27 protein-coding genes and 3 pseudogenes are annotated in these 23,391 nt (G+C 65.8%); 16 read left to right on the forward strand and 14 right to left on the reverse strand.

Annotated elements, in window-relative coordinates; translation table 11 throughout:
* Window positions 1-105 precede the first annotated feature (105 nt).
* From proC to ABSL23_RS10980, 5 genes are all read left to right on the forward strand, one after another.
* A complete protein-coding gene (gene proC, locus ABSL23_RS10960; protein WP_353635379.1) occupies window positions 106-849 on the forward strand; it encodes a pyrroline-5-carboxylate reductase in 744 nt (247 codons plus the stop codon).
* Window positions 842-1,690, forward strand: a complete 849-nt coding sequence (gene proB / locus ABSL23_RS10965) for a glutamate 5-kinase (protein ID WP_353633773.1) — start codon at window positions 842-844, stop codon at window positions 1,688-1,690. The genes proC and proB overlap by 8 nt, the downstream gene beginning before the upstream one ends.
* A complete protein-coding gene (locus ABSL23_RS10970; protein WP_353633774.1) occupies window positions 1,683-3,014 on the forward strand; it encodes a glutamate-5-semialdehyde dehydrogenase in 1,332 nt (443 codons plus the stop codon). The genes proB and ABSL23_RS10970 overlap by 8 nt, the downstream gene beginning before the upstream one ends.
* 227 nt (window positions 3,015-3,241) lie before the next feature.
* Complete coding sequence (locus ABSL23_RS10975; protein ID WP_353633775.1) at window positions 3,242-3,523, forward strand: ribbon-helix-helix domain-containing protein; 282 nt, start codon at window positions 3,242-3,244, stop codon at window positions 3,521-3,523.
* Window positions 3,516-3,800, forward strand: coding sequence for a type II toxin-antitoxin system RelE/ParE family toxin (locus ABSL23_RS10980; protein ID WP_059056655.1), 285 nt, complete (start codon window positions 3,516-3,518; stop codon window positions 3,798-3,800). Before ABSL23_RS10975 ends, ABSL23_RS10980 begins: the two co-directional genes overlap by 8 nt.
* A 40-nt stretch (window positions 3,801-3,840) precedes the next feature.
* On the opposite strand, the gene ABSL23_RS10985 is transcribed toward ABSL23_RS10980, so the two are convergent.
* The 6 genes from ABSL23_RS10985 to ABSL23_RS11010 are packed head-to-tail and all read right to left on the reverse strand — an operon-like array spanning window position 3,841 to window position 8,912.
* Window positions 3,841-5,433 carry a GMC family oxidoreductase gene (locus ABSL23_RS10985; RefSeq protein ID WP_353633776.1) on the reverse strand — a complete coding sequence of 531 codons (1,593 nt, stop codon included), beginning with the start codon at window positions 5,431-5,433 and terminating at the stop codon, window positions 3,841-3,843.
* Entirely contained in the window at window positions 5,433-5,966 is a 534-nt protein-coding gene (locus tag ABSL23_RS10990) for a gluconate 2-dehydrogenase subunit 3 family protein (RefSeq protein WP_353633777.1), read from the reverse strand. Before ABSL23_RS10990 ends, ABSL23_RS10985 begins: the two co-directional genes overlap by 1 nt.
* Window positions 5,967-6,013: 47 nt before the next feature.
* On the reverse strand, window positions 6,014-6,742 hold the full coding sequence (locus ABSL23_RS10995; RefSeq protein ID WP_353633778.1) for a fumarylacetoacetate hydrolase family protein: 729 nt from the start codon (window positions 6,740-6,742) through the stop codon (window positions 6,014-6,016).
* A 54-nt stretch (window positions 6,743-6,796) separates the two neighbouring features.
* Complete coding sequence (locus ABSL23_RS11000; RefSeq protein ID WP_353633779.1) at window positions 6,797-7,627, reverse strand: hypothetical protein; 831 nt, start codon at window positions 7,625-7,627, stop codon at window positions 6,797-6,799.
* Window positions 7,628-7,673: 46 nt separating this feature from the next.
* Complete coding sequence (locus tag ABSL23_RS11005; RefSeq protein WP_353633780.1) at window positions 7,674-8,657, reverse strand: aldo/keto reductase; 984 nt, start codon at window positions 8,655-8,657, stop codon at window positions 7,674-7,676.
* Between the two features lie 57 nt (window positions 8,658-8,714).
* The gene (locus tag ABSL23_RS11010; protein ID WP_353633781.1) at window positions 8,715-8,912 is read right to left on the reverse strand and encodes a hypothetical protein; all 198 of its coding nucleotides are present in this window, start codon (window positions 8,910-8,912) and stop codon (window positions 8,715-8,717) included.
* Window positions 8,913-8,994: 82 nt separating this feature from the next.
* Between ABSL23_RS11010 and ABSL23_RS11015 the strand changes: the two genes are divergently transcribed.
* The 3 genes from ABSL23_RS11015 to ABSL23_RS11025 all read left to right on the forward strand — a co-directional run bounded on the left by ABSL23_RS11015 (window position 8,995) and on the right by ABSL23_RS11025 (window position 10,701).
* Window positions 8,995-9,717, forward strand: coding sequence for a metal-dependent hydrolase (locus ABSL23_RS11015; RefSeq protein ID WP_353633782.1), 723 nt, complete (start codon window positions 8,995-8,997; stop codon window positions 9,715-9,717).
* Between the two features lie 78 nt (window positions 9,718-9,795).
* Window positions 9,796-10,194 carry an OsmC family protein gene (locus ABSL23_RS11020; RefSeq protein WP_059056663.1) on the forward strand — a complete coding sequence of 133 codons (399 nt, stop codon included), beginning with the start codon at window positions 9,796-9,798 and terminating at the stop codon, window positions 10,192-10,194.
* A gap of 60 nt (window positions 10,195-10,254) precedes the next feature.
* Entirely contained in the window at window positions 10,255-10,701 is a 447-nt protein-coding gene (locus ABSL23_RS11025; protein WP_353633783.1) for a DUF5799 family protein, read from the forward strand.
* On the opposite strand, the gene ABSL23_RS11030 is transcribed toward ABSL23_RS11025, so the two are convergent.
* A complete protein-coding gene (locus ABSL23_RS11030) occupies window positions 10,698-10,844 on the reverse strand; it encodes a hypothetical protein (RefSeq protein ID WP_353633784.1) in 147 nt (48 codons plus the stop codon). The two genes, ABSL23_RS11025 and ABSL23_RS11030, sit on opposite strands and share 4 nt — an antisense overlap.
* A 72-nt stretch (window positions 10,845-10,916) precedes the next feature.
* Here ABSL23_RS11030 and ABSL23_RS11035 point away from each other — a divergent pair, with 72 nt between their 5' ends.
* A complete protein-coding gene (locus tag ABSL23_RS11035) occupies window positions 10,917-11,210 on the forward strand; it encodes a DUF5779 family protein (RefSeq protein ID WP_353633785.1) in 294 nt (97 codons plus the stop codon).
* A gap of 17 nt (window positions 11,211-11,227) precedes the next feature.
* Here ABSL23_RS11035 and ABSL23_RS11040 read toward each other — a convergent pair whose 3' ends face one another.
* Window positions 11,228-11,584 (reverse strand): type II toxin-antitoxin system PemK/MazF family toxin, encoded by a 357-nt coding sequence (locus tag ABSL23_RS11040; RefSeq protein WP_353633786.1) that lies wholly within the window; start codon window positions 11,582-11,584, stop codon window positions 11,228-11,230.
* Between the two features lies 1 nt (window position 11,585).
* Complete coding sequence (locus tag ABSL23_RS11045; protein WP_353633787.1) at window positions 11,586-11,852, reverse strand: AbrB/MazE/SpoVT family DNA-binding domain-containing protein; 267 nt, start codon at window positions 11,850-11,852, stop codon at window positions 11,586-11,588.
* 111 nt (window positions 11,853-11,963) lie between these two features.
* Between ABSL23_RS11045 and ABSL23_RS11050 the strand changes: the two are divergent.
* Window positions 11,964-12,092 (forward strand): annotated as a pseudogene (locus ABSL23_RS11050) (RNA-guided endonuclease TnpB family protein); the annotation flags it as partial.
* Window positions 12,093-12,156: 64 nt separating this feature from the next.
* Here the strand turns inward: ABSL23_RS11050 and ABSL23_RS11055 are convergent.
* The 3 genes and pseudogenes from ABSL23_RS11055 to ABSL23_RS11065 all read right to left on the reverse strand — a co-directional run.
* Window positions 12,157-12,651, reverse strand: a pseudogene (locus tag ABSL23_RS11055) (UDP binding domain-containing protein); the annotation flags it as partial.
* Window positions 12,652-12,708: 57 nt separating this feature from the next.
* Window positions 12,709-14,871, reverse strand: a pseudogene (locus ABSL23_RS11060) (nucleotide sugar dehydrogenase); the annotation flags it as partial.
* 62 nt (window positions 14,872-14,933) lie between these two features.
* Window positions 14,934-15,284, reverse strand: coding sequence for a TRAM domain-containing protein (locus tag ABSL23_RS11065; RefSeq protein WP_353633788.1), 351 nt, complete (start codon window positions 15,282-15,284; stop codon window positions 14,934-14,936).
* Between the two features lie 136 nt (window positions 15,285-15,420).
* Between ABSL23_RS11065 and ABSL23_RS11070 the strand changes: the two genes are divergently transcribed.
* From ABSL23_RS11070 to ABSL23_RS11090, 5 genes are all read left to right on the forward strand, one after another.
* A complete protein-coding gene (locus ABSL23_RS11070) occupies window positions 15,421-16,083 on the forward strand; it encodes a hypothetical protein (RefSeq protein WP_353633789.1) in 663 nt (220 codons plus the stop codon).
* Between the two features lie 147 nt (window positions 16,084-16,230).
* Window positions 16,231-17,277: a transposase gene (locus tag ABSL23_RS11075; RefSeq protein ID WP_353633790.1), complete on the forward strand. Its 1,047-nt coding sequence runs from the start codon at window positions 16,231-16,233 to the stop codon at window positions 17,275-17,277.
* Between the two features lie 346 nt (window positions 17,278-17,623).
* Window positions 17,624-18,001: a helix-turn-helix domain-containing protein gene (locus ABSL23_RS11080; RefSeq protein ID WP_353633791.1), complete on the forward strand. Its 378-nt coding sequence runs from the start codon at window positions 17,624-17,626 to the stop codon at window positions 17,999-18,001.
* A 3-nt stretch (window positions 18,002-18,004) separates the two neighbouring features.
* Complete coding sequence (locus ABSL23_RS11085; protein ID WP_353633792.1) at window positions 18,005-18,340, forward strand: type II toxin-antitoxin system PemK/MazF family toxin; 336 nt, start codon at window positions 18,005-18,007, stop codon at window positions 18,338-18,340.
* A gap of 841 nt (window positions 18,341-19,181) precedes the next feature.
* Window positions 19,182-19,817 (forward strand): SDR family oxidoreductase, encoded by a 636-nt coding sequence (locus ABSL23_RS11090; RefSeq protein WP_353633793.1) that lies wholly within the window; start codon window positions 19,182-19,184, stop codon window positions 19,815-19,817.
* An 18-nt stretch (window positions 19,818-19,835) separates the two neighbouring features.
* Here ABSL23_RS11090 and aglJ read toward each other — a convergent pair whose 3' ends face one another.
* Window positions 19,836-20,753, reverse strand: coding sequence for an S-layer glycoprotein N-glycosyltransferase AglJ (gene aglJ, locus ABSL23_RS11095; protein WP_353633794.1), 918 nt, complete (start codon window positions 20,751-20,753; stop codon window positions 19,836-19,838).
* Between the two features lie 321 nt (window positions 20,754-21,074).
* Between aglJ and aglF the strand changes: the two genes are divergently transcribed.
* Window positions 21,075-21,797, forward strand: a complete 723-nt coding sequence (gene aglF, locus ABSL23_RS11100) for a UTP--glucose-1-phosphate uridylyltransferase AglF (RefSeq protein WP_353633795.1) — start codon at window positions 21,075-21,077, stop codon at window positions 21,795-21,797.
* Window positions 21,798-21,849: 52 nt separating this feature from the next.
* Here the strand turns inward: aglF and ABSL23_RS11105 are convergent, their stop codons facing one another.
* Window positions 21,850-23,298 (reverse strand): oligosaccharide flippase family protein, encoded by a 1,449-nt coding sequence (locus tag ABSL23_RS11105; protein WP_353633796.1) that lies wholly within the window; start codon window positions 23,296-23,298, stop codon window positions 21,850-21,852.
* Between the last annotated feature and the right edge of the window lie 93 nt (window positions 23,299-23,391).

Genomic DNA, 23,391 nt, shown 5'->3' on the forward strand with positions numbered 1-23,391 from the left:
GCCTACCTGCGGGTCGATGCGGCTGTCGGAAGCGTAGACGGTATGACCCCCAGTCCCCTCTGTAGGGGTAAGATGAAACACGTCAGCGTCATCGGCTGCGGGAACATGGGCGGGGCGTTCGTCCGCGGGCTCGCGAAGGCCGGCGGGTACAGAGTGACGGCGATCGACCTCGACCCCGACGCATTAGAGGGCGTCGCGGACGCCGCCGACGAGACGACCACGGACAGCGCGGCGGCGCGGGACGCCGACGTCGTCGTCCTCGCCGTGAAGCCCAGCGTCGCCGCGGCCGTGCTCGACGACCTCAACTTGCGGGCCGACCAGACCCTGATTACGCTCGCAGCGGGCGTCCCCCGCGAGTTCGTCGCCGCGCAGACGGACGCCAACGTCGTCCGCATCATGCCGAACCTCGCCGCGGAGACCCGGGACATGGCCGCGGCGGCGACCGAGGACGGCATCACCGACGAGGTGCGAGCCATCCTCGCGGACCTCGGGGAGTTCGTCGTCGTCGACGAGGAGCGAATGGACACCGCGACCGCGGTCAACGGCAGCGGTCCGGCGTTCGCGTTCTACCTCATCGAGGCCATGAAGGACGCCGGCGTCGACAGCGGCCTCACCGACGAGCAGGCGGAGACGCTGGCCGCGCAGACGTTCAAGGGCGCCGCCGAGACGGTACTGCAGGACGAGCGCAGCGTCGACGAGCTCATCGACGCGGTCTGCTCGCCGAACGGCACGACCATCGAGGGGATGGACGTGCTGTGGGACAGCGACGCCGACGAGGCCGTGCGCGCGGCCGTGAAGGCCGCCGAGCGGCGCTCCCGGGAGCTCGCGGAGGAGTTCGAGGATGAGTGAGCAGGTTCGGGCGAACGCCGCGGACACGGAGGCCGTCGAGCGCGCCCGCCAGCGCGCTGCGGACGCCCAGCGCGTCGTCGTGAAGGCGGGGACGAACTCGCTGACCGACGACCAGTCGCGGCTCGACCGCGAGAAGCTCGACAAGCTCGTCGACGACATCATGGACCTCCGCGAGCGCGGGAAGGACGTCCTGCTCGTCTCTTCGGGTGCGGTCGGCGCCGGGAAGGGACGGGTCGACGAGGACGTCGAGACCGTCGAGGAGAGTCAGGCGCTGGCGACGGTCGGCCAGAGCCACCTGATGCGCCACTACACGGAGAGCTTCGACCGCTACGACCAGAAGATCGCGCAGCTGTTGCTGACCGAGCACGACCTCTCGAACCCCGAGCGGTTCACGAACACCCGCAACACCGTCGAGACGTTGCTGGACTGGGGCATCGTCCCCATCATCAACGAGAACGACGCGGTCGCCACCGAGGAGATTCGCATCGGCGACAACGACATGCTGTCGTCGTCGGTCGCCATCGGCGTGGACGTCGACCTGCTGGTGACGCTGACCGACGTCGGCGGCGTCTACACCGCGAACCCGAAACACGACGACACCGCCGAGCGCATCGAGTCCGTCGCCGAGAACTACAGCGAGGTCCAGCAGCTGGTCAGCGAGAGCACGCCCGAGCAGTTCGGCGGCATCCAGACGAAAGTCGAGCGGGCGCGCGCCGCCGCCGAGCACGACGTCCCCGCGGTCATCGCGAAGTCCACGGAGCCCGGCGTGCTCGGGAAAATCGCTACTGCCAAGCCCGTCGGCACGCTATTCGTTCCCACGAACGGTGACACCGATGAGTGAACGCGACACCGACGCCCAGGTGACCGAGGCGGAGCGCGCGGCACTCGACCTCGCGAACGTCGACGAGGCGGCGCGAAACGACGCGCTGCAGTCGATGGCGGACGCGATTCGCGCCCACGAGGACGAGATTCTCGCCGCCAACGAGGAGGACGTCGAGGCGGCCGAGGAGATGCTGGAACGCGGCGAGTACACGCAGGCGCTCGTGGACCGCCTCGAACTCGACGCCGCGAAACTGGACGACATCGCGGCGATGGTCGAGTCCGTCGCCGAGCAGGACGACCCGCTCGGGGAGACCCTCGAAGCGCGAGAACTCGACGACGACCTCGAACTGTACAAGGTCGCGGTGCCTATCGGCGTGGTCGCGACCGTCTTCGAGTCGCGGCCGGACGCGCTCGTCCAGATTGCGGCGCTCGCGCTCAAGTCCGGGAACGCGGTCATTCTGAAGGGCGGCAGCGAGGCAAGCGAGTCCAACCGCGTGCTCTACGACGTCATCCGCGAGGCGACCGAGGACCTGCCGACGGGCTGGGCACAACTCATCGAGGCGCGCGAGGACGTCGACCGGCTGCTGGAGATGGACGACGCGGTCGACCTCGTGATGCCGCGGGGGTCCTCCGAGTTCGTCAGCTACATCCAGGACAACACCCAGATTCCCGTGCTCGGCCACACGGAGGGCGTCTGCCACGTCTACGTGGACGACGCAGCGGACCTCGAGATGGCCGAGGACGTCGCCTTCGACGCGAAAGTCCAGTACCCCGCGGTGTGCAACGCCGTGGAGACGCTGCTCGTCAGCGAGGCCGTCGCCGACGAGTTCCTCCCGGGAATGGTCGAGCGCTACGAGGACGCGGGCGTGGAACTGCGCGGCGACGAGGCGACCCGCGACATCGTGGACATCGACCCCGCCACGGAGGACGACTGGGATACCGAGTACGGCGACCTCGAACTCGCCATCAAAGTGGTCGAGGACGTCTACGACGCCGTCGACCACGTCAACGCCCACGGCTCGAAGCACACCGAGTCCATCCTCACGGAGGACGAGGACGCCGCCGCCGTGTTCATGCGGGGCATCGACGCCGCGAGCGTCTTCCACAACGCCTCCACGCGGTTCGCGGACGGCTACCGCTACGGGCTCGGCGCCGAGGTCGGCATCTCCACGGGCAAGATTCACGCCCGCGGTCCCGTCGGCCTCGAAGGCCTGACGACGTACAAGTACTACCTGGAGGGCGACGGCCAGCTCGTCGCGACGTACAGCGGCGAGGACGCCGTCCCGTTCACCCACGAGGACTTCGACGGCGAGTGGCAGCCCGGCCGCCTCCACGACGAGTAAGTCTAGCCGGCAGTTTCTTCATTCAGAGCTATTTTGAAACGTCCGAATGAGGGCATTAGCCCCTCTAATACTGGCTATACCGGCACCAGTGTTGCGTAGATAGCATCGTTCGACACGGGTAGGTGTCCGTCTGCCACGACCGCTCGGTAGGCGTGCGACCGCATCGGTGAGTTCGGAACACCGAATCGGCGAAACGATTAACAGTATTACCAACGTATTACCTCTGTATGTCCGAAGCAGCCACGGGAGGGGACGAGGAGGACGAAATCGTCACGGTGAATTTCAAAGCCACGCAGTCGTTCCTCGACGAAATCGACGAAGCGTGGCAGGGCCGCGGGTTCAACAGCCGGAGCGAGTTCATCCGGTACACGCTCCGTGACGCCGTCGAGAACCCGACGTTCGACCGCGACGAGCTAATCGCACTGCTCGCTGCTGAGGCAGACGCCCGTGAGGGAACGACGATGGACGCCGAGCAAGCGCGGGAGTCGTTCGGCACGAGCGATGAGTGACGAGGAGTGGACGTGGGAGCTCTCCGCGACGGCGCAAAGCGACCTCGACTCGCTATCGCTCGAGGAACAGGACCGAATTCTCGACAAACTCGACGAAATCGTCAATTCCCCGTGGCGCGACCCGCCGGACTACGGTGAACCGCTACAAAACAGCCCGCACAGGAAAATCCGAGTCGGCGAGTTCCGTCTCGCCGCGACGTTCCGACAGGACGAACAGCGACTCGTCGTCGCCCGAATCAAGCGTCGCGGCGGCGCGTACACGGCTGACGACGATTGAGGCGGGTCGCCGTTCGCGTCCCGCACTGAATCCGCGTCTGTCAGAGCCGCTCGGCGACGTGGTCGGCGGCCTTCAGCGCCAGCGCCGCGATGGTGAGCGTCGGGTTCATCGCGCCGCCGGTCGGGAAGACGCTGGACGACGGAATCGTCAGGTTCGCGAGGTCGTGCGTCCGTAGCTGGGGGTTCACGACGCTCGTCTCGGGGTCGTCGCCCATCCGCGTCGTGCCCATGTGGTGGAACGCCGGCCCCGTCGCGTCGGGGCCGACCGTCCACTCGACGTCGGCGCCGAGTTCGTCCAGCACCGCGCGCTGAATCTCGTTCGCGCGCTCGATGGTCCGTCGCGTGTAGTCGTCAAGCGACCACACCACGTCCGGCACGGGGTTGCCGTGGTCGTCGGTGCGCTCGGGGTGGAGCCGGATTCGGTTCTCCTTCTGCGGGCGCTGCTCGACGAGCGCGCCCATCGCGACGTGCGTGCCGTAGCCGTCCCGAATCCGGTCGAGCATCTCGTCGCCCCAGTCGTCGCCGGTCAGCGCCATCTCCACGGGCGACGGGCCGGCGTAGTTCAGGAACTCCAGTTTGATGGCGCCCCGCGAGTCGTCCTCGCGGTCGTAGAACTGGTGGCTCTCGGTGGTGTTGAACCCGACGTGGTTCTGCCGCGTGGGCTCGTCGAGCGTGCCGCCGACGCCCGCGAACAGGTGGTCCATGAAGTACCGGCCGACCAGCCCCGAGGAGTTCGCGAGACCGTCGGGGTACTGCTCGGACTCGGAGAGCAACAGGAGTCGGGGATTCTCGACGCCGCCCGCCGCGAGCACGAACTCGCGGGCCTCCTGCCGGTGTTCGGTGCCGTCGGGCGTCGCGTACACCGCGGCCGTCACGCGCTCGCCCGCGTCGTCGTGTGCGAGTCGCTGGACGGGCGCGCGGTCCACGACGCGGGCGCCCTGCTGTTCCGCTCGCGCGACGTGAATCGTCGCGTCGTACTTCGCGCCAGACGGACAGACCGGCTGGCAGGTGCCGTAGCCGACGCACGCGCTCCGGTCGTTCCGGGACTCGGAGAGCCGCGCGTTCGGCACGGAGTGCGTCGTAATCCCGAGGTCCTCGCAGGCGTCGGCGAACAGCGAGTCCGAGTAGCTCGGCGGGAACGCGGGCAGCGGGTGGGGCCGCTCGCGCGGCGGCGCGAACGGGTTGTCGCTGGCGCCCGCGACGCCCAGTTCTTCCTCTGCGCCGGCGTAGTACGGCCGGAGGTCGTCGTAGCTCATCGGCCAGTCCGCGCCGACGCCCGTCTCGCTCTCCAGCCGGAAGTCCTGCTCGTGGAGGCGCATCACCATCCCCTGCCAGTGCAGCGTCGAGCCGCCGACGCCCTTCACGCGCGCCGCGTTCAGCGGGTAGTGGCGCTCGCCCGTCGACGCGTAGGCGTCCCGCGGGCCGCCCATCTCCCAGACGCTGTCCGGGCCGTGCGCGGGCCGAATCGAGCGCTCCATGCGCTGCTCGCGGTCGTCGTCGTCGAAGCGCGGCCCGGCTTCCAGCACGACCACGTCGTAGCCCTCGCTGGCCAGCTTGTCCGCGACGAGGCCGCCCGCGGGGCCGGCGCCGACGACGCAGACGTCCGCGCGGTCGGAGGGATGGCGGTCCTGCATCACTGCGGCCCCCGCTGGTAGCTGGCGGTGCCGCCGGGGTGGCCCTGCGGGTTCTCGATGCCGGCGAGTTCGCCGCCGGTCGGCGTCGAGAACAGCGCGTACAGCAGTTCGTTCACGAGGTAGTAGCGGACGCGCTCGCGCTCGTCGCCGTCGGGCACGGGGTCGGCAGTGTCGGCGTTCATGCCGGCGAGTAGCTGTTCGCGCTCCTCAGCGTCGAGCGCGGCGAAGTCCGCGTCGTGCCAGTGCTGGGCGTAGTCGTCGAGCGCGGCCACGGCGTCCGCGACGCCCGCCGCGTACTCCGGGCGGTCGTCGAAGCGGCCGGCGCTGTACTCCCGGACGAACGACTCGATGCCCTCGACCTCGCTGGGGTAGACGACGCCCGCGACCGCGACCAGCGTCGCCACCTCGTGGTCGCCGACTGGATTGTCGTCGCTCCGGTCCTGCTGCGAGAGTGCGAGCGCCCCCGCGCCGACTGCGCCCGCGGCACCCACGGCGCCGAGTGCGGCGAGTACGTCTCGTCGCGTCAGCTCCATTCGCCCGACTCTTAGGTCGGCCTAATCTTCAGCGTTGTCCTTCCCGGCTACCGGCGTTCGACGTCGTGGGCGAGCGTACCGACGCCCTCAACTTCGACCTCGACGCTGTCGCCGTCCGCCAGTTCGTCCACGCCCTCCGGCGTCCCCGTGATGATGACGTCGCCGGGTTCGAGGGTCACGTACTCGGTAATCTCGGCGATGAGCTCGGGCACGGAGAAGATGAAGTGCTCGATGGACGAGGACTGCCGGGTCTCGCCGTTCACGCGCAGTTCCACGTCCGCGTCCTCGGGGACTTCGTCGGGCGTCGCGAGCACCGGGCCGAGCGGGCACGCGCCGTCGAAGGCCTTCCCGCGCACCCAGTTCTGCTCCTCGGACTGGTCGGTGCGGTTCGACACGTCGTCGGCGGCCGTGTAGCCCGCCACGACGTCCATCGCGTCCGCCTCGTCGACGTTTCGGGCCTGCTCGCCGATGACGACCCCGACCTCCGCCTCGTGCTCGACGTAGTTGTCGCCCGGCAGCGTCACGGTGTCGCCGTCGCCGGCGACGGCGTTCGGCGGCTTCAGGAAGAGTAGGGGTCGGTCGGGAACGTCCTCGCCGCGCTCCTCGGCGTGTTTCGCGTAGTTCCGGCCGACGCAGACGATTTTCGACGGTTCCGCCGGCGGCAGCACGTCGACGTCCTCGACGTCGTACGTGCGGTCGCCGAAGGAGACGCTGCCGTCCTCGTACTCGCCGCGTCGCACAGCCCCTGCCGGGTCGCGGAAGCGCATCCAGTGCATGGTCGCGGGTTCCCAGGGTGGCCGCGTAAGCGTTCCGGGTGCGGCAAGCCGGGCTCAGTTGACGCGGTAACTGCTGGGCGTCGCGCCCGCCAGCGTCTCCCCGCAGTTCGTGCACTGCCACGTGTCCGACCCGAGCTTCCGGTAGCCCGCCCCCAGCCCCCGGCCGTGCCACGTCGTCCAGTCGAACGAGCACGCCGGACACGACTCCGGGAGCCCCCGCGCGGCGGGGTCCGGCGGCGTCCGCGCGTCCGCGACGAGCGCTTCGAGGCGGTCGCCGCGGCTCTTCAGCGCCGCCAGACTCTCCGCGTCGAGGTACGCACGGAACTGCCGGAGGTAGCGCCGCGAGCGGTCACGGACCGCGCGCAGGCGGTCGAGTTCCGCGTCGTCGACGGCGGCCTCGTCCGTGCGCAGTTCGAGGTTCCGAATCGTGACCGAGACGCGGTAGTAGCGGTCCAGCGTCGCGGCGTAGTGCGCGCGGACGTAGAGGCGCTTGACCCGCTCGGCGAACGCCTCCCGGTCCACGGGCGCGACGAACTCCACGTCTCGAGGCACGTCGGCGTCCCGCGTCTCGTCGGTCGCCAGCAGCCCCACGTGGGCGTGCGGCGAGGCTGCCACGGTCCGGCGGACGGTCGCCTGCAGGCGGTTGGTGGACTCCGCGCAGGACAGCAACGCGACCGCGACGTTCGCGGTGAGGGCGTCGTCAAAGGAGTCGGCGTCGGTGAACGTCCGGACCGTAATCTCGTCGGGCACCACGGTCCGAATCTTCGAACACCAGTTGGGGCCGGCGAGCACGTGGACGTTCGCGCGCAGCGGCGGCCGCTGGCGGTCCGCCGAAACGCTCGCGCCGTCGTCCCCCTCCGGCGGCGACGGCAGGTCGTCTCTCATGCGTGCGAACGGTTCGCACGGGAGGGGCTTAGTCGTTCGCGCCGCGCTACCAGCGGTGGTGGACGTGCTCCTCGACGTACTTCTCGTAGACGTCGCGGGTCGCGCCGTGGGCCTCGTGAGTGAGCGGACGGGCGTTCGACGCCGCGACGTTGCTCCGGATGTGTTCGGGCGTCGTCGACCCCGGAATCACGGTGGAGACGGCGTCGAAGTCCAGAATCCAGCGGAGCGCGAACTGCGGGAGCGTGAGCTTCTCGGGGACGTGCTCGCGGAGTTCGTCGACGGCGGCGACGCCCGCGTCGAGGGGGACGCCCGCGAACGTCTCGCCGACGTCGAAGGCGTCGCCCTCGCGGTTGAAGTTCCGGTGGTCGTTCTCCGGGAACGCCGTGTCCTCGTCGATGGCGCCCGTGAGCAGTCCCGACGCGAGCGGCACGCGCACGATGACGCCGACGTTCTCGCGGGCGGCGGCGTCGAGGAAGCGCTCGGCGGGCCGCTGGCGGAGCGGATTGAAGATAATCTGGACGGTCTCCACGCCCGGGTACTCGATGGCCTTCATCCCCTCCTCGACCTTCTCGACGCTAACGCCGTAGTGGTCGATTTTGCCCGCGTGCTGGAGGTCCGCGAGCGCGTCGAACGTCTCCGGCTGGTAATACGTCTCCGTGGGCGGACAGTGCAGTTGGAGGAGGTCCAGCGACTCCACACCGAGGTTCTCCCGGGAACGGTCGACGAACCGTTCGAGGTTCTCGTGGTCGTAGCGCGCTGCCTCGTGGGGGTCGAGGCGGCGGCCCGCCTTCGTCGCGACCACGGGCTCGTCGTCGCGCTCGTCCAGCACTTCGCGGATGAGGCGCTCGCTGCGGCCGTCGCCGTAGACGTCCGCGGTGTCGAGGAAGTTCACGCCAGCGTCCAGCGCGGCGCGCACGGCGTCTTTGCCCTCCTCGTCGCCGACGTCGCCCCACTCGCCGCCGATTTCCCACGTGCCGAGGCTCACTTCGCTGACGTCGAATCCCGTCGAACCGAGTCGTCGCTGCTTCATACGGGAGGACGGACCCGGACGCACCTAACGGTGGGGGATAGCCGCGAGCCTGACCGGTTACTCGGGGCTCGGCGCGAGCAGGCCGAGCCCGACGATGAACGCGGGGAGGCCGACGACCAGCAGGGACGCGACGCCGAGCGGGTTCAGTCCGCCGACGACGGCCGTCAGCAGCGTCAGCTGTGCGAGGACGAGTGCGAGCAGTCCGTCGCGGCGGTCGGCAGCGGTGCGGTCGGCGGACTCGTGGGCGGCGTCCATAGCCGGTGGTCACGTCACCCTCCCGGAAGAACTCACTGGGCCGTCACCTTTTATGGGGGCTTCGGGAGTAGTTGGGGACGCTATGGAACTCACCTGGTTCGGCCACTCGACGTGGCGCGTGGAAGTCGGCGAGACGACGCTGCTCATCGACCCGTTCTTCGACAACCCCAAGACCGACACCGACCCCGAGGAGGTCGACCCCGACCACGTCCTGCTCACGCACGGCCACGCCGACCACATCGCGGACGTGGACCGGTTCCGGGGCGCGCACTTCGTCGCGACGCCCGAGCTCGCGGGCTACCTCGGCGACCAGTACGACATCGACGACGCCACCGGGATGAACCTCGGCGGCACCGTCGAACTCGGCGACGCCTACGTGACGATGGTGCGCGCGGACCACTCCAACGGCATCGACACCGGCTACGGCACCTCGGCCGGGATGCCCGCGGGATACGTGATTTCGGACACGAAGCCCACGCAGGTCGCCGACGAGGAATCCGAGACGTTCTACCACGCCGGCGACACCAGCCTCCACACCGAGATGCGGGACGTCATCGCGCCGTTCCTCGAACCCGATGCCGTCGCCGTGCCCGTGGGCGACCACTTCACGATGGGGCCGTGGCAGGCCGCCGTCGCCGTCGACTGGCTGGACGCCGACGTCGCGTTCCCGATGCACTACGACACGTTCCCGCCCATCGAAATCGACACCGACGACTTCGTGCGCGAGGTCGAAGCCACCGGCAGCCCCGCCGACGTCGAGGTGCTCGACGGCGACGAGACGTTCCACCTCTCCGAGGGCTACTGAGCGCCCCGCTCGCGCGCCGTCGCGAGGTCCACTGAAAGAACAACGCTTACGGCTCTGGCGGGCGACCGAACGGACGCAATGACTACCATCGAAGTCACGAGCACGTCCGAGGAAGGCTACGTCACGCGGTCCCGCGTCGGGGACTTCGAGCTGACCATCGACGCCACCGACGAGGAGGGCCCGAACCCGAACGCGACGCTCCTCGCGGACTACGCGTCCTGTTTCGTCCCGGCGTTCCGCGTCGGCGGTCAGAAGGAGGGCTTCGACGACCTCGGCCGAATCGACGTCGACGTCGAGGGCGACGTCGATGACGACGACGACCTCGAGGCGATTCGCTTCCACCTCCTCGTCGAGGAGGACCTCGACGACGACGAGTTCGACGCCATCGTCGAGCGCGCCGAGGACATCTGCCACGTCCACAGCGCGCTCCGCGAGGGCCTCCACGCCGAGATCACCGGCGAGACCGGCGGGTTCTAGACGCTCCCGCACCGTTTTTTCGTCGTAGCTTACAAGCACGCCGACCGCGTAGCTGCGTCCATGTCCAACGACTGGCAGGATTTGGTGGTCGGCGCGCGCATGGCCGTCGACCAGGAGTTCACCGAGCGCGTGCGAGGGTCGTCGCTGTCGAACTCCCAGTGGGGGCTGGTGATGACCGCCGTCGAGTTCGACGTCGAGGACGCCGCCGACCCGGAGAACGCGCGCATCGTCGCCGACACGTCCAAACTCGAACACGTTCTCCCGGAGATGCAGAACGTCGACGACCAGATGGCGATGGGCGGCGGCGCTCGCGGACAGTCGAACAGCGGCGGCGGCGTCGTCGGCGGCATCAAGGATGCGCTCGGGCTCGGCAGCGACGACGACGGCGGCGAGGAACTGGAAGCGGAAGCGACGAAGCTCGCCGGCGAGTACGCCGACGCGCTCCAGTCCCACCTCGAAGACGAGGGGAAGTGGGAGTCGGTGCGGCGGGCCGCGGCCGGCGACTAGCCGTCCCCGGAGTGGAACAGCGTCAGCTCCTCGGCCTCGTAGCTGTTGAGCAGCTCCGCCACGAGCTCGTCGTAGGACTCCTCGTCCTCGCGGAGCGCGTCCAGTCGCTCGACGGTCTCCTCGCTGAGGTGGACGTCCGGCATACGCGGAGCCACGGCCGCCGCCAGCATAACTTGTCGGGAAGGTTTTTGCCCCGTCGCACCCACGCTACGACTATGTCTGACGGGTTCAACCTCGACCTGCGGAACGCCGAGGAGGAGATCGACGTCCCCGAATCCTTCGACGGGAGCGTCGTCCTCGGCGTCCTTGACGGGACGACACCGGACGGCGAGTGGCTCAACGAAGTCCACGACGGCAACGTCCTCCTGCTGGCCGTCGACGGCGACCTCAACGACCTCGCCGCCGGGTTCGCCGGCGACGTCAAGGACGCCGGCGGCACGCTCATGCACTTCCGGGAGTTCCTCGTGGTCGCGCCGCCCGGCGTCGGCGTCGACGCCGACCGGCTCTGAGCCGAACGCCGAATCTGCTACACGTCCCGGAGCCCGAGGCTGTATTCTATCGCAGTATCGACGGCGTCCATCCGGCTGTCGGGAATCGACCCGACGTTCTCACGAATTCGGTGCTCGATGGAGACCGTCCGGAGCTGACTACAGAGCACGACGGAATCGTCTCGAAGCGGGCTCTCGTCGGCGTCGACGAACACCTCGAAGGGGTACAGTTCGTCGTTGTCGAACGATGTCGTGAACGGGGCAACGATTGTCGTCGGCGCGTTGGCGTTCCCGGCGTCGTTCTGGACGACGAGACACGGCCGCGTTCCACGCTGTTCGGACCCTTTCGTCGGGTCGAGTTCGACGATGACGATGTCGCCGCGGCGAATCTGCATGCTACCAGTCCGGTGCGTCGCCGAGTGCCTCGTTGGCTTCCGCGGAGACGCCCTCGAACTCTTCGGCGAGGGCGGCCATCTGGTCGGCCCGGCGCCGGTAGCCTTCCGCGAGGTCGTCGCGGGTGATCGGTTTCTCGATGACGAGCTGGCCGTCGCTCTCGCGGACGACGACCTCGTCGCCGCCATGGATGTCGAATGCGTCCCGGAACTCCTTCGGGAGCGTAATCTGGCCGCGTTCGCCGACCTTCCGCGTCTCTCCCTCGGACATGCGAATTCATATTTCGTTCATATCTAAAGGCGTTTCGGCGAAATGGGTCGCCAGATGGTCGGTGATTCACTTGGTGTTATCAATTCCGCTCAAGAAGAACTGTGGCGTGACCTCGTGAACGGAGGCGCGGCGGGCCACCTCCGCAAAGAGACGTACACGACCCTGAAGCCTCTCCAAGAACGCGAGGCCGCCGCGTGGCGGATTGACGAACGATTCGACCACTACCAGCACGCACAGACATCACGGAGGACGTCACTGAGAACTGTCTGCTAACTGTCCGAAGGGTTCTCGAAGGACTCGGCCGCTACCACGTCAGTCCTTCGTAGACGATGCCGTCGCGGCGCTCGATTGCGCGACGGCCGTCGACGACGACGGGCGTCCGCATCGCGTCGAACTCCGCGTCGAGGGCCGCGATTTCCGGCCAGTCCGTGACGACCACCGCGGCGACCGCGCCGTCGAGGGCGCCCTCGGGGGAGTCGGCGTACTCGATGTCCGGGAAGTGCTCGCGCATGTTCTCGGCGGCCACCGGGTCGTAGCCGGCGACGTCGGCGCCGCGGTCGTGGAGGCCGTCGATGACGGGGATGGCGCGAGAGTTCCGGACGTCGTCGGTCCCGGGTTTGAACGAGAGGCCGAGCACGGCGACGCGGTCGCCGGCGACGTCGACGTGCCCGTCGAGGAGCGCGAGCAGGCGCTCGGGCTGGCGGTCGTTGACCTCGGTCGCAGCGTCGAGCATTAGCGGCTCGTACCCCTCCTCGCGGGCGTCCGCGCGAATCGCCGCGGTGTCTTTGGGGAAGCAGTTGTGGACGACAAGGCCGTCAGTAGTGACGAACGTGTGCGTGTCTTCGACCTCCAACGAATACACGTCCGTGTCGGCGTCCTCGGCCGTGATCTCCCGGACCGGGACAGTGGTGAACCCACCATCAGCCGTATGTCCAGTTGGCTTGATGTCCTGTGTGTCAGCGAGGCGCGTCTCGATTCGGTCGCGCTCTTTGTCTAGGAACATATCCTTGAGTGCTGCGACCTGGTGTTTCGAACTCACCCGGAGGAAGTGTGCGGGCTGGGTTGATTTGGCCGACTCGGAGGTCTTGTAACTCGGAACGATACCGACGCTGTGGAGGAGGAGTTGCATTCCGTCGATGAGCTCCTTGCTGACCGACCCGTAGTCGTAGACAACCGCGTTCGAGTGACTCGTATAGTGGACGTGTCCGTCCCCACGGAACAGCCCGGCAAGGAGTGCTGTCCGTTGGTCGTTGGTTGCGCGGTAGGCTTCGTCCGGCACTGCGGCCGAATACGAGCCCGTTCCACATCCAAGCCGTTCGAGGAACTCGGCGAAGATCCGACTCGAGACTTCGATCTGAGTCGATGTCTCTTGGGTCTCCGTCCGGTACCGAATTCCCAGCTCTTCGTAGTAGGATTCCACATCGGTTACGTACGCCTCCTCGTCGGACGGGTGGAAACTCAAGCAGACTCGGCGGCGCGTCGTCGACCCGTGCCCGGAGGTGTCGTCGTTGATGTGCCCTTCGCTGAGATAGTAGCCGATGAATCGCCAGAAGTCCTCGTCAACTGGGACTATTGCAGGCACGTACGTCTGGCCACCACCGCGTGTCGTGTACAGCCCGACTTCGGCCCTGTCGACCGGAAGCTGGTCTTCGTATTCGAGGAATACGTCGAGTGGGAGGTAGTTCGATCGAACGAGGTCGTGAACTTTGTGATAGTCGAACTGCCGGTTGTACTCCCTGAGTACCTCGTAGACTTCGTCTTTGACGGTCTCCAGCTCGAATTCCGGCTTCAGGTAGACTGCATCGTTCTCGAACGACGACGAGGCATCAACGAGATCGAGAAGATCGAATGACGCAACCGGCTCGCTCGGCATCCCCATCATGACGGGGAGTTCGTCGCCCTCGTCGAGAGCGGCTGCCTCGCAGACCACCTGTTCGTGGCCGTCCAAGGTAACCATCGGATGGTCATGGGTCACCGTTACCGACTTGTTCATCTTCGTCCGGATCGTGTGGAGTTGCCCATCGTAGTGGCGGCGTGTCGCAGCGCGAACGGGTTTGAATTCGAACTCGCCGCTTTCGGTTCGGCTCAGGACCGACACCTCCTTGACCGTCTCGTTAGAGACGTACTGTTCGAAGAACTCGGCGAGCGTCAGATACTTTGTCCCGTCCTCGTCCTTGGCGAGGACCTGCTGGTCGCCAGTGAGACAGCTTCCGCCCCACCCCACGCCCGACCGGAGGAACTGCTCGCTGATGCGGTCGTCGAGGCCGATGGCGTCGGCGACCTCGTAGGCGTCGATGCCGTACTCCTTGCAGATGTTCCCGATGTCGTTGATGAGGCTGACTTTCGCCGCGAGGAAGCCGTTGTTCGCGTACTTGATCATCTCCGCGGTGCGCGTGTCCGTCTCCACGACGGGCGCGTCCGCCTCGTCGACGAGCGGGGCGAACACGTCGTGCATGGCGTCGAGCGCGCGGTCGTCGTCGGCGCCGAGCACGACCTTGTTGGGGTCGAGGAAGTCCGCGACGGCACTGCCCTCGCGGAGGAACTCCGGATTCATGCCGACGCCGAACTCCTCGCCGGGCGTCCGGCCGCTCTCCTCGGCGAGAATCGGCGTGATGACGTCCTCGGTGGTGCCGGGGACGACCGTGCTCTTCACGACGACCGTGTGCCAGTCGTCCTTGTCGGCGAGCGTCCGACCCAACTGCTCGGCGCCGGCCTCCATGACGGAGAGGCCGATGCTGCCGTCGTCGTTCTGCGGCGTCGGGAGACAGAGGAACGTGACGTCGGTGTCCAAGATGGCGTCGTAGTCGGTCGTCGCCTCCAGTCGTCCGGTTCCGTCCTCGCCCGCGTGGGCGGCGACAAGCTCCGGGAGGCCCTCCTCGTGGAGGGGCGCCTCCCCCGCGTTGATGGTGTCGACGACGTCCTCGTCGACGTCCACGTTCACGACGGAGTGCCCGAGGTCGGCGAAACACGCCGCGACAGTCGTGCCGACGTAGCCGCTGCCGACGATGCTGACGTTCACGTTGAGTCCACCTTGCCGGCCCCTAAGCGAGGCCCGTATTAATGTCGTTCGTCACGGACGGACTACGCCGCCCCCTCGAAAATCGCGTCCGCGGATGTCTCCCCGCGGTTGAACGACGTCACGGTGGCGCGAATCACGTCCCCCTCCGAGACCGCGTCCGGGACGTCCTCCGTGAACAGGACGAACCCCTCGACTTTGCCGACGGCGACGCGCTCGCCGGAGTGGTGGTCCGTGAACTCCGTGACGCCGAACTCGTAGGTCTCCCCGAGTTCGACCGGCGGTTCGCGCTCCTGGGCGGCCTCGTGGGCGCGCTTTGACTCGCTGCTGCCCGAGGACAGCCGTCGCCAGAGCAGCAGTGTAGCGAGTACGACGATAGCTGCGCCGACGCCGGCGGCGACCAGCACATAGTCCATGCCGTACGCCTCGCAGTCGAGGGCCTACAATCCGTCGAATATGGGCGTGCCAGCCATTGGTTCGTACGGCGTAGGTGTTCCGGCGGGAACCGTGGCCGGACCCTGTTTTTTGTGAGTGGTCGCCGTACGTGGGTGTATGCCGATGAAAGCCACCGGGACTGCGACCGGGTACGCGGAGATCGACCGCTTCGACGACGGCGTCGGGTGGATTGCCCACCCCGAGGAGGCGATGCAGCGAGCGAGTCACGCGGTCGCGACCGACGACGGCGACGTCTGGGTGGTCGACCCCGTGGACGCCGAGGGCGTCGACGACCTGTTCGCGGAGTTCGGCGACGTGCGCGGCGTGGTCGTGCTGATGGACCGCCACGGCCGCGACGCCGCGGCGGTCGCGCAGCGCCACGACGTCCCGATTTACGTGCCGTCGTTCGTCGACCCCGGCATCGACGCGCGCACCCAGCCCGTCACCGACCGGCTGCCCGACACCGACTTCGAGGTCGTGCGCACTGTCGACTGGCCGGGCTGGGACGAGGCCGCGCTCTTCGACGGCGAGACGCTCGTCGTCGGCGACGCCGTCGGCACGGCGTCGTACTTCACGACCGGCGACGAGCGCGTCGGCGTCCACCCGATGCTGCGCGTGAAGCCGCCGAAGGCGCTGGAAGGCCTCCGCCCGGAGCGCATCCTCGTCGGCCACGGCGAGGGCGTGATGCGCGACGCAACGAGTGCGCTGGAGCACGCGCTCGACGGCGCGCGGCGGCGCGCGCCGAAGGCGTGGCTGGACGCCGTGCGGTCGATGGTGTAGGGGCGCGCTGTTACAGCGGTAGCGAGGCGAAAGCCCACGGCTTTAGCCGTGGGATGAAGCCGACAACTGGGTAGCAAACCACGGGTGTCGGCCTGCCCGATATTCCCACGCTTTAAGACCGTCCAGACATACGTTACAACTGTAACTGTGGTCACGACGACCGTCACCACGACGTTCCACAAGCCATCCCGCGAACGGTACAGGGAGTGGCAACGCGCCACCCACCTGTACCGCGACACCAAGCAGTTCTGCATCGACGGATGGGAAGCCGACAAGTTCGGAATGAGCGTGACCACGGCCAGCATCGACAACGACCTGTATTCGGCTATCCAAAATCAGGCTATCCGCGAAGCCAAGTCCGACTACAAGAAGGACGGCATCGTGGAATATCACGCCAGCCAGCCGTTCGCAGTCAACAACCAGAACTGGGAGATCGACCGCACCGAGAACGGGTCGGTCGTCGTCGGCTTCCCCTGTATCTCGGGGTGGTGGTACACGCCCATCGACGTGTACGACGACATATCCGACGACGTTGCCCGCCTCGTAGACGGCGAGGCTGACAAGTCTCGGTTGCAGGTGTACCGCCGGGGCGACGACTGGTTCTGTACGTTCACCGTCGAGTACGACGCCGAAACTGGTGACGAGACGGCAATCGGCGTGGACATCGGCCACAATCACCTGCTTGCTGCCGATGCCGAGAACGGTGAGTCGATGCTGGTGTCCGGTTGTGAGGCGAAATACACCCGGCGAAAATATCGTTCCCTACGCGAGTCGCTCCAAGAAGCGGGTGCGCTTCGCGCACGAAACCGCGTGGGTAACAAAGAGGAGCGCCGGATTCGCGATCTAAACCACAACGCCTCCCGTCGCCTCATCGACTGGACACAGCAGTTCGAGAATCCCGTCCTGAAAATCGAGGACTTGGACGGTATCAGAGAGGGAAGCGACTGGCGTGGCGTCCACTCGTGGCATTTCCACCAGTTGCAGGAGTTCATCGTCTACAAGGCCGAGCAAGCTGGGGTTCGAGTCGAAGAGGTTGACCCGTTCGAGACGAGTCAACGCTGTTCCGTCTGTGGTGCTGAGGGCACACGCGATGGCGACCACTTCTCGTGTCCCGAGTGCGACCGTGGCCGCCACGCCGACCTAAACGCTGCTGAGAACATCCGTCAACGGGAGGGAGAACCATGCACGGCCTAACAGTTCGGCTGAGGCGAACCGTGCGGCCTCGTGGACTGAACACTCCACTATCTGCTTCGCAGACGCCCGGCGTGACCGGGGAGGAAGGCCGCTTTGACCCGGCTGTACGCGCTGAAAAGCACGTCCGGGGTCGTAACCGGACGGCAACTGTTGACGCGGGACGCGAAAGCGTACTTCACCGCCGAGGAAACGCGCAACCTGAATATCCCCTTCGGGGAATCCCACCCCTTTAGGGGTGGGAGGAGGTCAACAGCTGATGACGCAGTCGTGGTTCCCTGCGAGGGCATTCGTCGCAATTCGCGCGCCGATACACCTATTCGCCTGCAGTTACAACATAGTTACAACAATGGCTGTCCGCTTCGACGACTACGACCCGGACGACGGCCGAATCGACGTCTCCGACGGGACGAACGCCCACACCATCCTCTCGTTTCTCGCCGAGAATCCTGACATCGGGTTCACGCCCAAGGAAATCCACGAGCAGACTGGTGTGCCCCGCGGGAGCGTCGGGAGCACGCTCGCTCGCCTCGAGGAGCATGGCCTCGTCCGACACAAAGGCGACTACTGGGCAGTCGCCGAAGACGACCGCCTCGGCTCGGTCGTCGCGATGAACCACTCGTTCGACGCGTTCGCAGCGTACACCGACCGATACGCGGACAACGACGACTGGGCTGAGGACCTCCCCGACCTCGACGAGAACCACGACGCGGACACGGAGGCCTAGCCTGTGGCGTACGCACAGGGCGCAATCGTCGTCGGGGCCGACCCTTTCGGCGGGAGTCAGCAGCGCCCGTATCTCGTGCTCTCGAACACGACGCATCCGTTCCAGGGCACCGAGTATCTCGCTGCGCTCGTGACGACCACCGAGCGAGCGCAGGCAGTCCCGCTGGCTGGCGCGTACGCCGAAGGCCAACTCCCCTACGAGTCCTACGTCAACCCCTGGAATATTCTCACACTGAAGGAGACTGCCATCGAGAAGCGCGTCGCCCAAGCCACCGCAGACGTCGTCGCATCCACCGTCGACGAACTCACTGCGTACGTCGCGCCCGAACCGTCACTGTAGTCGTTCGAGGTGCGACACCGGGACTGTGCCCGCAGAGATTCAACGGTGACCGTGCACTGCAGCCACGCAAATCCCGACAGATCGCTGCGCCAGATTCGGCCAAGACACCTACAGAGGCTCTCAGTCCGCAACAACCCCAATACGAAGCGTCTGTAGCACCGGCGCAGCCAGACGCTGGAAACGTACCCTCGAAGTCCGACTGGCACACGTCATGCAGGCGTGTGAGCTGGGGAACCAGCATCGTTGTCCCCGACACACCGGGAGAGTCTGGCGACGCGTGGTACAGACCCGTGCTGTCACGCGGTTTCAGCAATCGGGAGCGGCGACTCGGCATCACCCGTGCGTCAGTGGGTGATTGAACTAGGTGGCCGCCATCTGGTGGTTCGCAGCGACGCCAGTGGTCGTCGTCGAGACGACAGCCGGAATTCGTTGTAAAGATTTCTAACATTAGCGTCGTTTGTGTTCGCTTTTGCCGATGTACACACTGCTTCACTCTGGCGAATTGGCGAGTCAGCGAAGAATTTCATGATAGCTAATATGTTTTCAGACATAGATTCCTAATCGTACGTTTCAGTGGCTGTCACCCAGGATTAGTGTGGCCGTGTTGACTGCCCCGTCTCGTTGGCGGCCCTGCGTATCGCGTCGCTCGCTACGAACAGTGACAACCCTGTTTCTTGCGGACGATTCGTTCTCTGTAGTTCGGTGTCGGTCTGGACGCGAAGCGACGACCTGCAACTTCCATCCGTGCTCGCCAACCGAGCGCGACTGCTCGTCGCGGCGGCGGTCGATGGTGTGCGGTCGCAGTCGCCACCTATTCGACGCGTGAGGACCAAACGTAGCTATGGACGTACTCGTCGCCGGTTCGCACGGCCAGGTTGGACAGCACCTCACGGAACGGCTCGCGGACGGCGAGCACCGCGTCTATGGGATGGTCCGGGAGGAAGCCCAGACCGAGGACGTCGCGGCGCTCGGCGCCGAACCCGTGGTCGCGGACCTGACGGAGTCGGTCGCGCACGCCGTCGAGGGCTGCGACGCTGTGGTGTTCGCCGCCGGGTCGGGCGGCGAGGCGGTCGAAGCGGTCGACCGGGACGGGGCGATTCGGCTCGTCGACGCCGCCGCGGACGCGGGCGTCGAGCGCTTCGTGATGCTGAGTTCGATGTTCGCCGACCAGCCCGCGGCCGCCCCCGAACCGCTGCGCGACTACCTGCGCGCGAAGGCCGAAGCCGACCGGTACCTCCGCGAGAGCGACCTCACGCACACCGTGGTTCGGCCCGGCGAACTCACGAACGAGTCGGCGACCGGCCGGATTCGCACGGCCGCCGACCTCTCGCAGAAGGACGGCGACGTGCCGCGCGCGGACGTCGCGCACACCCTCGCAGCGACGCTCCCCATCGAGGCGACGTACGGCGAAACCTTCGAAGTGCTGTCCGGCGAGGAACCGGTCGAGGCGGCGCTCGCGGGCCCGCTACGCGAGTGACGACTGGCAGGCGCCCGCTCAGTCCTCGCGCAGCCGGTCGATGCGCTGGCGCTGTTCGCGGTGCAGCGAGACCATAATATCGGAGACCACGCCGAACATCACCAGCTGGACGCCGAGCAGCAGGAGGACGCCCGCGACCATCGTGAGCGCTTCGTGGGAGATGTTTTTCACGAACCAGTCGTAGCCGACGTAGCCCGCGAGCGCGACGCCCGCCGTCCCGAAGACGGCGCCGACGCTCCCGAAGTAGAACAGGGGGTTGGAGGTCTTCGCGAGGCTGTACAGCGTGAAGATGATGCGCGCGCCGTCCGAAATCGGGTGGAGGTTCGTCTCCGAGCCCTCGGGGCGCGCGCGGTAGGTCGTCGGGACGACGTCGACGGGAATGTTGTGGCGCGCGCACTCGACGGCCATCTCCGTCTCGATCCCGAACCCCTCCGCTGAGAGGAACATCCCCTCGAAGGATTCGCGGGTGAACGCCCGGTACCCCGAGAGAATGTCGCCGTAGTTCTCGCCGTGGATGCGGTGGAACGCCCGGTTGATGAGGCGGTTCCCCACTTGGTTGAGTTTCGTCATCGCGCCCGGCTGCATGTCCGCCGTGCGGTCGCCGACGACGTGTTCGGCGCGCCCGTCGACGAGCGGGTCGAGGAGGCGCGGCGCCTGCTCGGGTGGGTTGGTGGCGTCGCCGTCGAGCAGGAGGACGTACGACTCCTCGATGTGCTCGACGCCCTCACGGACTGCCTGTCCTTTGCCGGACCCGGATTGTTCGATGACGTCCGCGTCGTGCTCGCGCGCGATTTGGCGGGTGTCGTCTTCGGAGTGGCCGTCGACGACGAGCACGTGGCCGACGCCGACGTCGTAGAGGCCGTCCACGACGTCGCCGATGGTCGTCGCCTCGTTCCGCGTCGGAACGAGTGCACACACGTCCTCGTAGTCGGGCATTAGCTTTGGGTGGTCGTGGGGAGCGCAAAAGGTTTGTCTTCCAGCGGGCGGCGTGCCGGCTCGCTATTTTGCCGGTCGTGTTTCGTGACGGTACTTGTGGGACCGGCAGCAGTGGCGATATCGTTCCCGAAAGCCCCCTCCCGCTCGCGGGCTGCGCCTCGCTGCGCGCGGCCGGTGGCCGTGCTTGCGTCGGCTCGCTCCGCGAGCGCTCGGCCCCTTTCAGTCCCACCCAATCGCAGTTGATTACCTAGCGTTCACGTACCTAAACGGCGTGTTCGGCCCAGTGAAATATATTTAAACCCGTCCCGTCAAGTGCGGAGTATGCAAGCAGTCGTCCTCGCCGCCGGTGAAGGCACGCGACTCCGCCCCCTCACGGAAGACAAACCAAAGGGAATGGTTGAGGTTGCAGGAAAGCCGATTCTGACGCACTGTTTCGAGCAGCTCGTCGAATTGGGTGCGGATAAACTCGTGGTGATTGTCGGCTACAAGAAGCAGAACATCATCAGCCACTACGGCGACGAGTTCGAGGGAATCCCGATTACGTACGCCCACCAGCGCGAGCAGAAGGGGCTGGCGCACGCGTTGCTGAAGGCCGAGGAGCACGTCGACGAGGACTTCATGCTGATGCTCGGCGACAACATCTTCCAGGCGAACCTCGACGATGTTGTTAGTCGTCAACAGGAGGACCGGGCCGATGCGGCGTTCCTGGTCGAGGAAGTCGACTGGGACGAGGCGAGCCGGTACGGGGTCTGCGACACGAACGACTATGGCGAGATTCAGGAGGTCGTCGAGAAGCCTGACGACCCGCCGTCGAATCTGGTGATGACCGGGTTCTACACGTTCTCGCCGGCGATTTTTCACGCCTGCAAGCTCGTGCAGCCATCGGATCGGGGCGAGTACGAGATCTCGGACGCCATCGACCTGCTGATCCAGAGCGGGCGGACTATCGACGCGATCCCGATGGATGGCTGGCGCATCGATGTTGGTTACCCAGAGGATCGAGACGAGGCTGAAGAGCGCCTCGAACAAGAGACTACGGCGTAACCGGTTCTGTATTTTAGCCGTTCGATATTAGTGGATCGACTAGCCACTTGATTTACTGAAGAGTCACAATCTGGAGGGGGAGATTATCAACGACCGTCTTCCGGAATTGCTTGGAAATCCCGAGCAGTACTGTGAAATACACCGCCGCTCCGAGCCCGACTAACACTAATACGACGACAATGTTGATGCTAACAATCGAGTAGGTGGACTCCAGCCACAGTCCTACGTAGACGAACAAACCCATGACAGCCGCGGCTACCCACTGCTTAGCGATCTCCCCAGTAGGAACCGAAAATCCGATTAACGACGAGAGTTCGGAGTAGGCCACGCCGAGACTCACGGCGACCGAGGCAGCTGTCGCCGCGGCAGCGCCAACAACACCGTAGTAGGGAATTATACTGATATTCAGTACTACGTTCGCAACGATGAAGACAGCGTTAACACGAAACGACAGATCGGGCCTGTCGAAGGCGTTCAACGTACTGGTGAACTGACGTTGGTAGCCCTGGATTAGCGTTGCGACGATGAGCACAGAGAGGACGACTGCTCCCTGAGAAAACTCCTCACCGTACACTTGAAGGAGTCGTTCGCCGAGGATTGTACTTCCGACTAACCCGGGGATTAGGATTAATCCAGCGAACGCGAGAGCGGTTTCGAAGAGGTCTGCGACCGCTTCCCGATTCTCATCGGCTGACAACGAACTCATCTCGGGAAACAATGTTTGGCTCAACGAACCTCCAAAGAGAATCAGGAACACAGCAATGTTCCAAGCAGCAGTATAGATCCCGACAAGCGACGAAGACACGAAAAATCCGAGAATGGACACGTCCACCCAGTTGAACGCTCGCGAACGAAGAGCACCGATCCACGAGAACTTCGCGTACGAGACAATACTCTGGAAGTGAGAACGCTGCGGTAGAGATATTTGGTTGAAGTTCCGAAAAACGATTAACGTTCCGAGCAACGCGATGAGTGCGTACCCTACGGTATATCCAACAAACAGACCGACTATGCCGAGGCCTGCAAACAGGGCGGAAATTTGAACGATACTCCGGGTTCCGGCCCGGATCGGATTGAATACTCCCGATATGTGAACGAGATGCTGCCCTTTCAGGACGGCGTTCACCACCGTTTGAGCGAGATTCACGAATAGCAGGAGAACGACGAATTCCGCAGCGGGATACCCGATGTAACGGTTGACCGGTTCCTTGAGCAGGAACACACCAATTGCTATTGCGACGAAGAGAACAGTACTGATTGATGTACCCGCGATTGCGTATGCGCTCCCCGATTCTCCCTCACTAACGCGTTTCGTGATGGCGCCGGGTATTCCCATCTTCGTGACGATTCCAAGCCACGCGACCACGGAGAGGGCGAGATAGTAGATACCGAGACCGTCGGATCCCAGGATACGCCCGATGAATACGGTTGCGGCAAATCCGAGCAGGGACGCCAAAAAACGGGATGCAAAGTGAACAATGGACGTCTGTCCCAGACGCATGTATCGATGAGCGTGAGAGAGGACTATAAGGGCACCTTTTCGAGACTACGCCGACCAGACGACCCATTGGACGGAGTTAGAAACCACCAGTAG

The organism is Halobacterium sp. NMX12-1 (assembly GCF_040435975.1).
Lineage (GTDB): Archaea > Halobacteriota > Halobacteria > Halobacteriales > Halobacteriaceae > Halobacterium > Halobacterium hubeiense.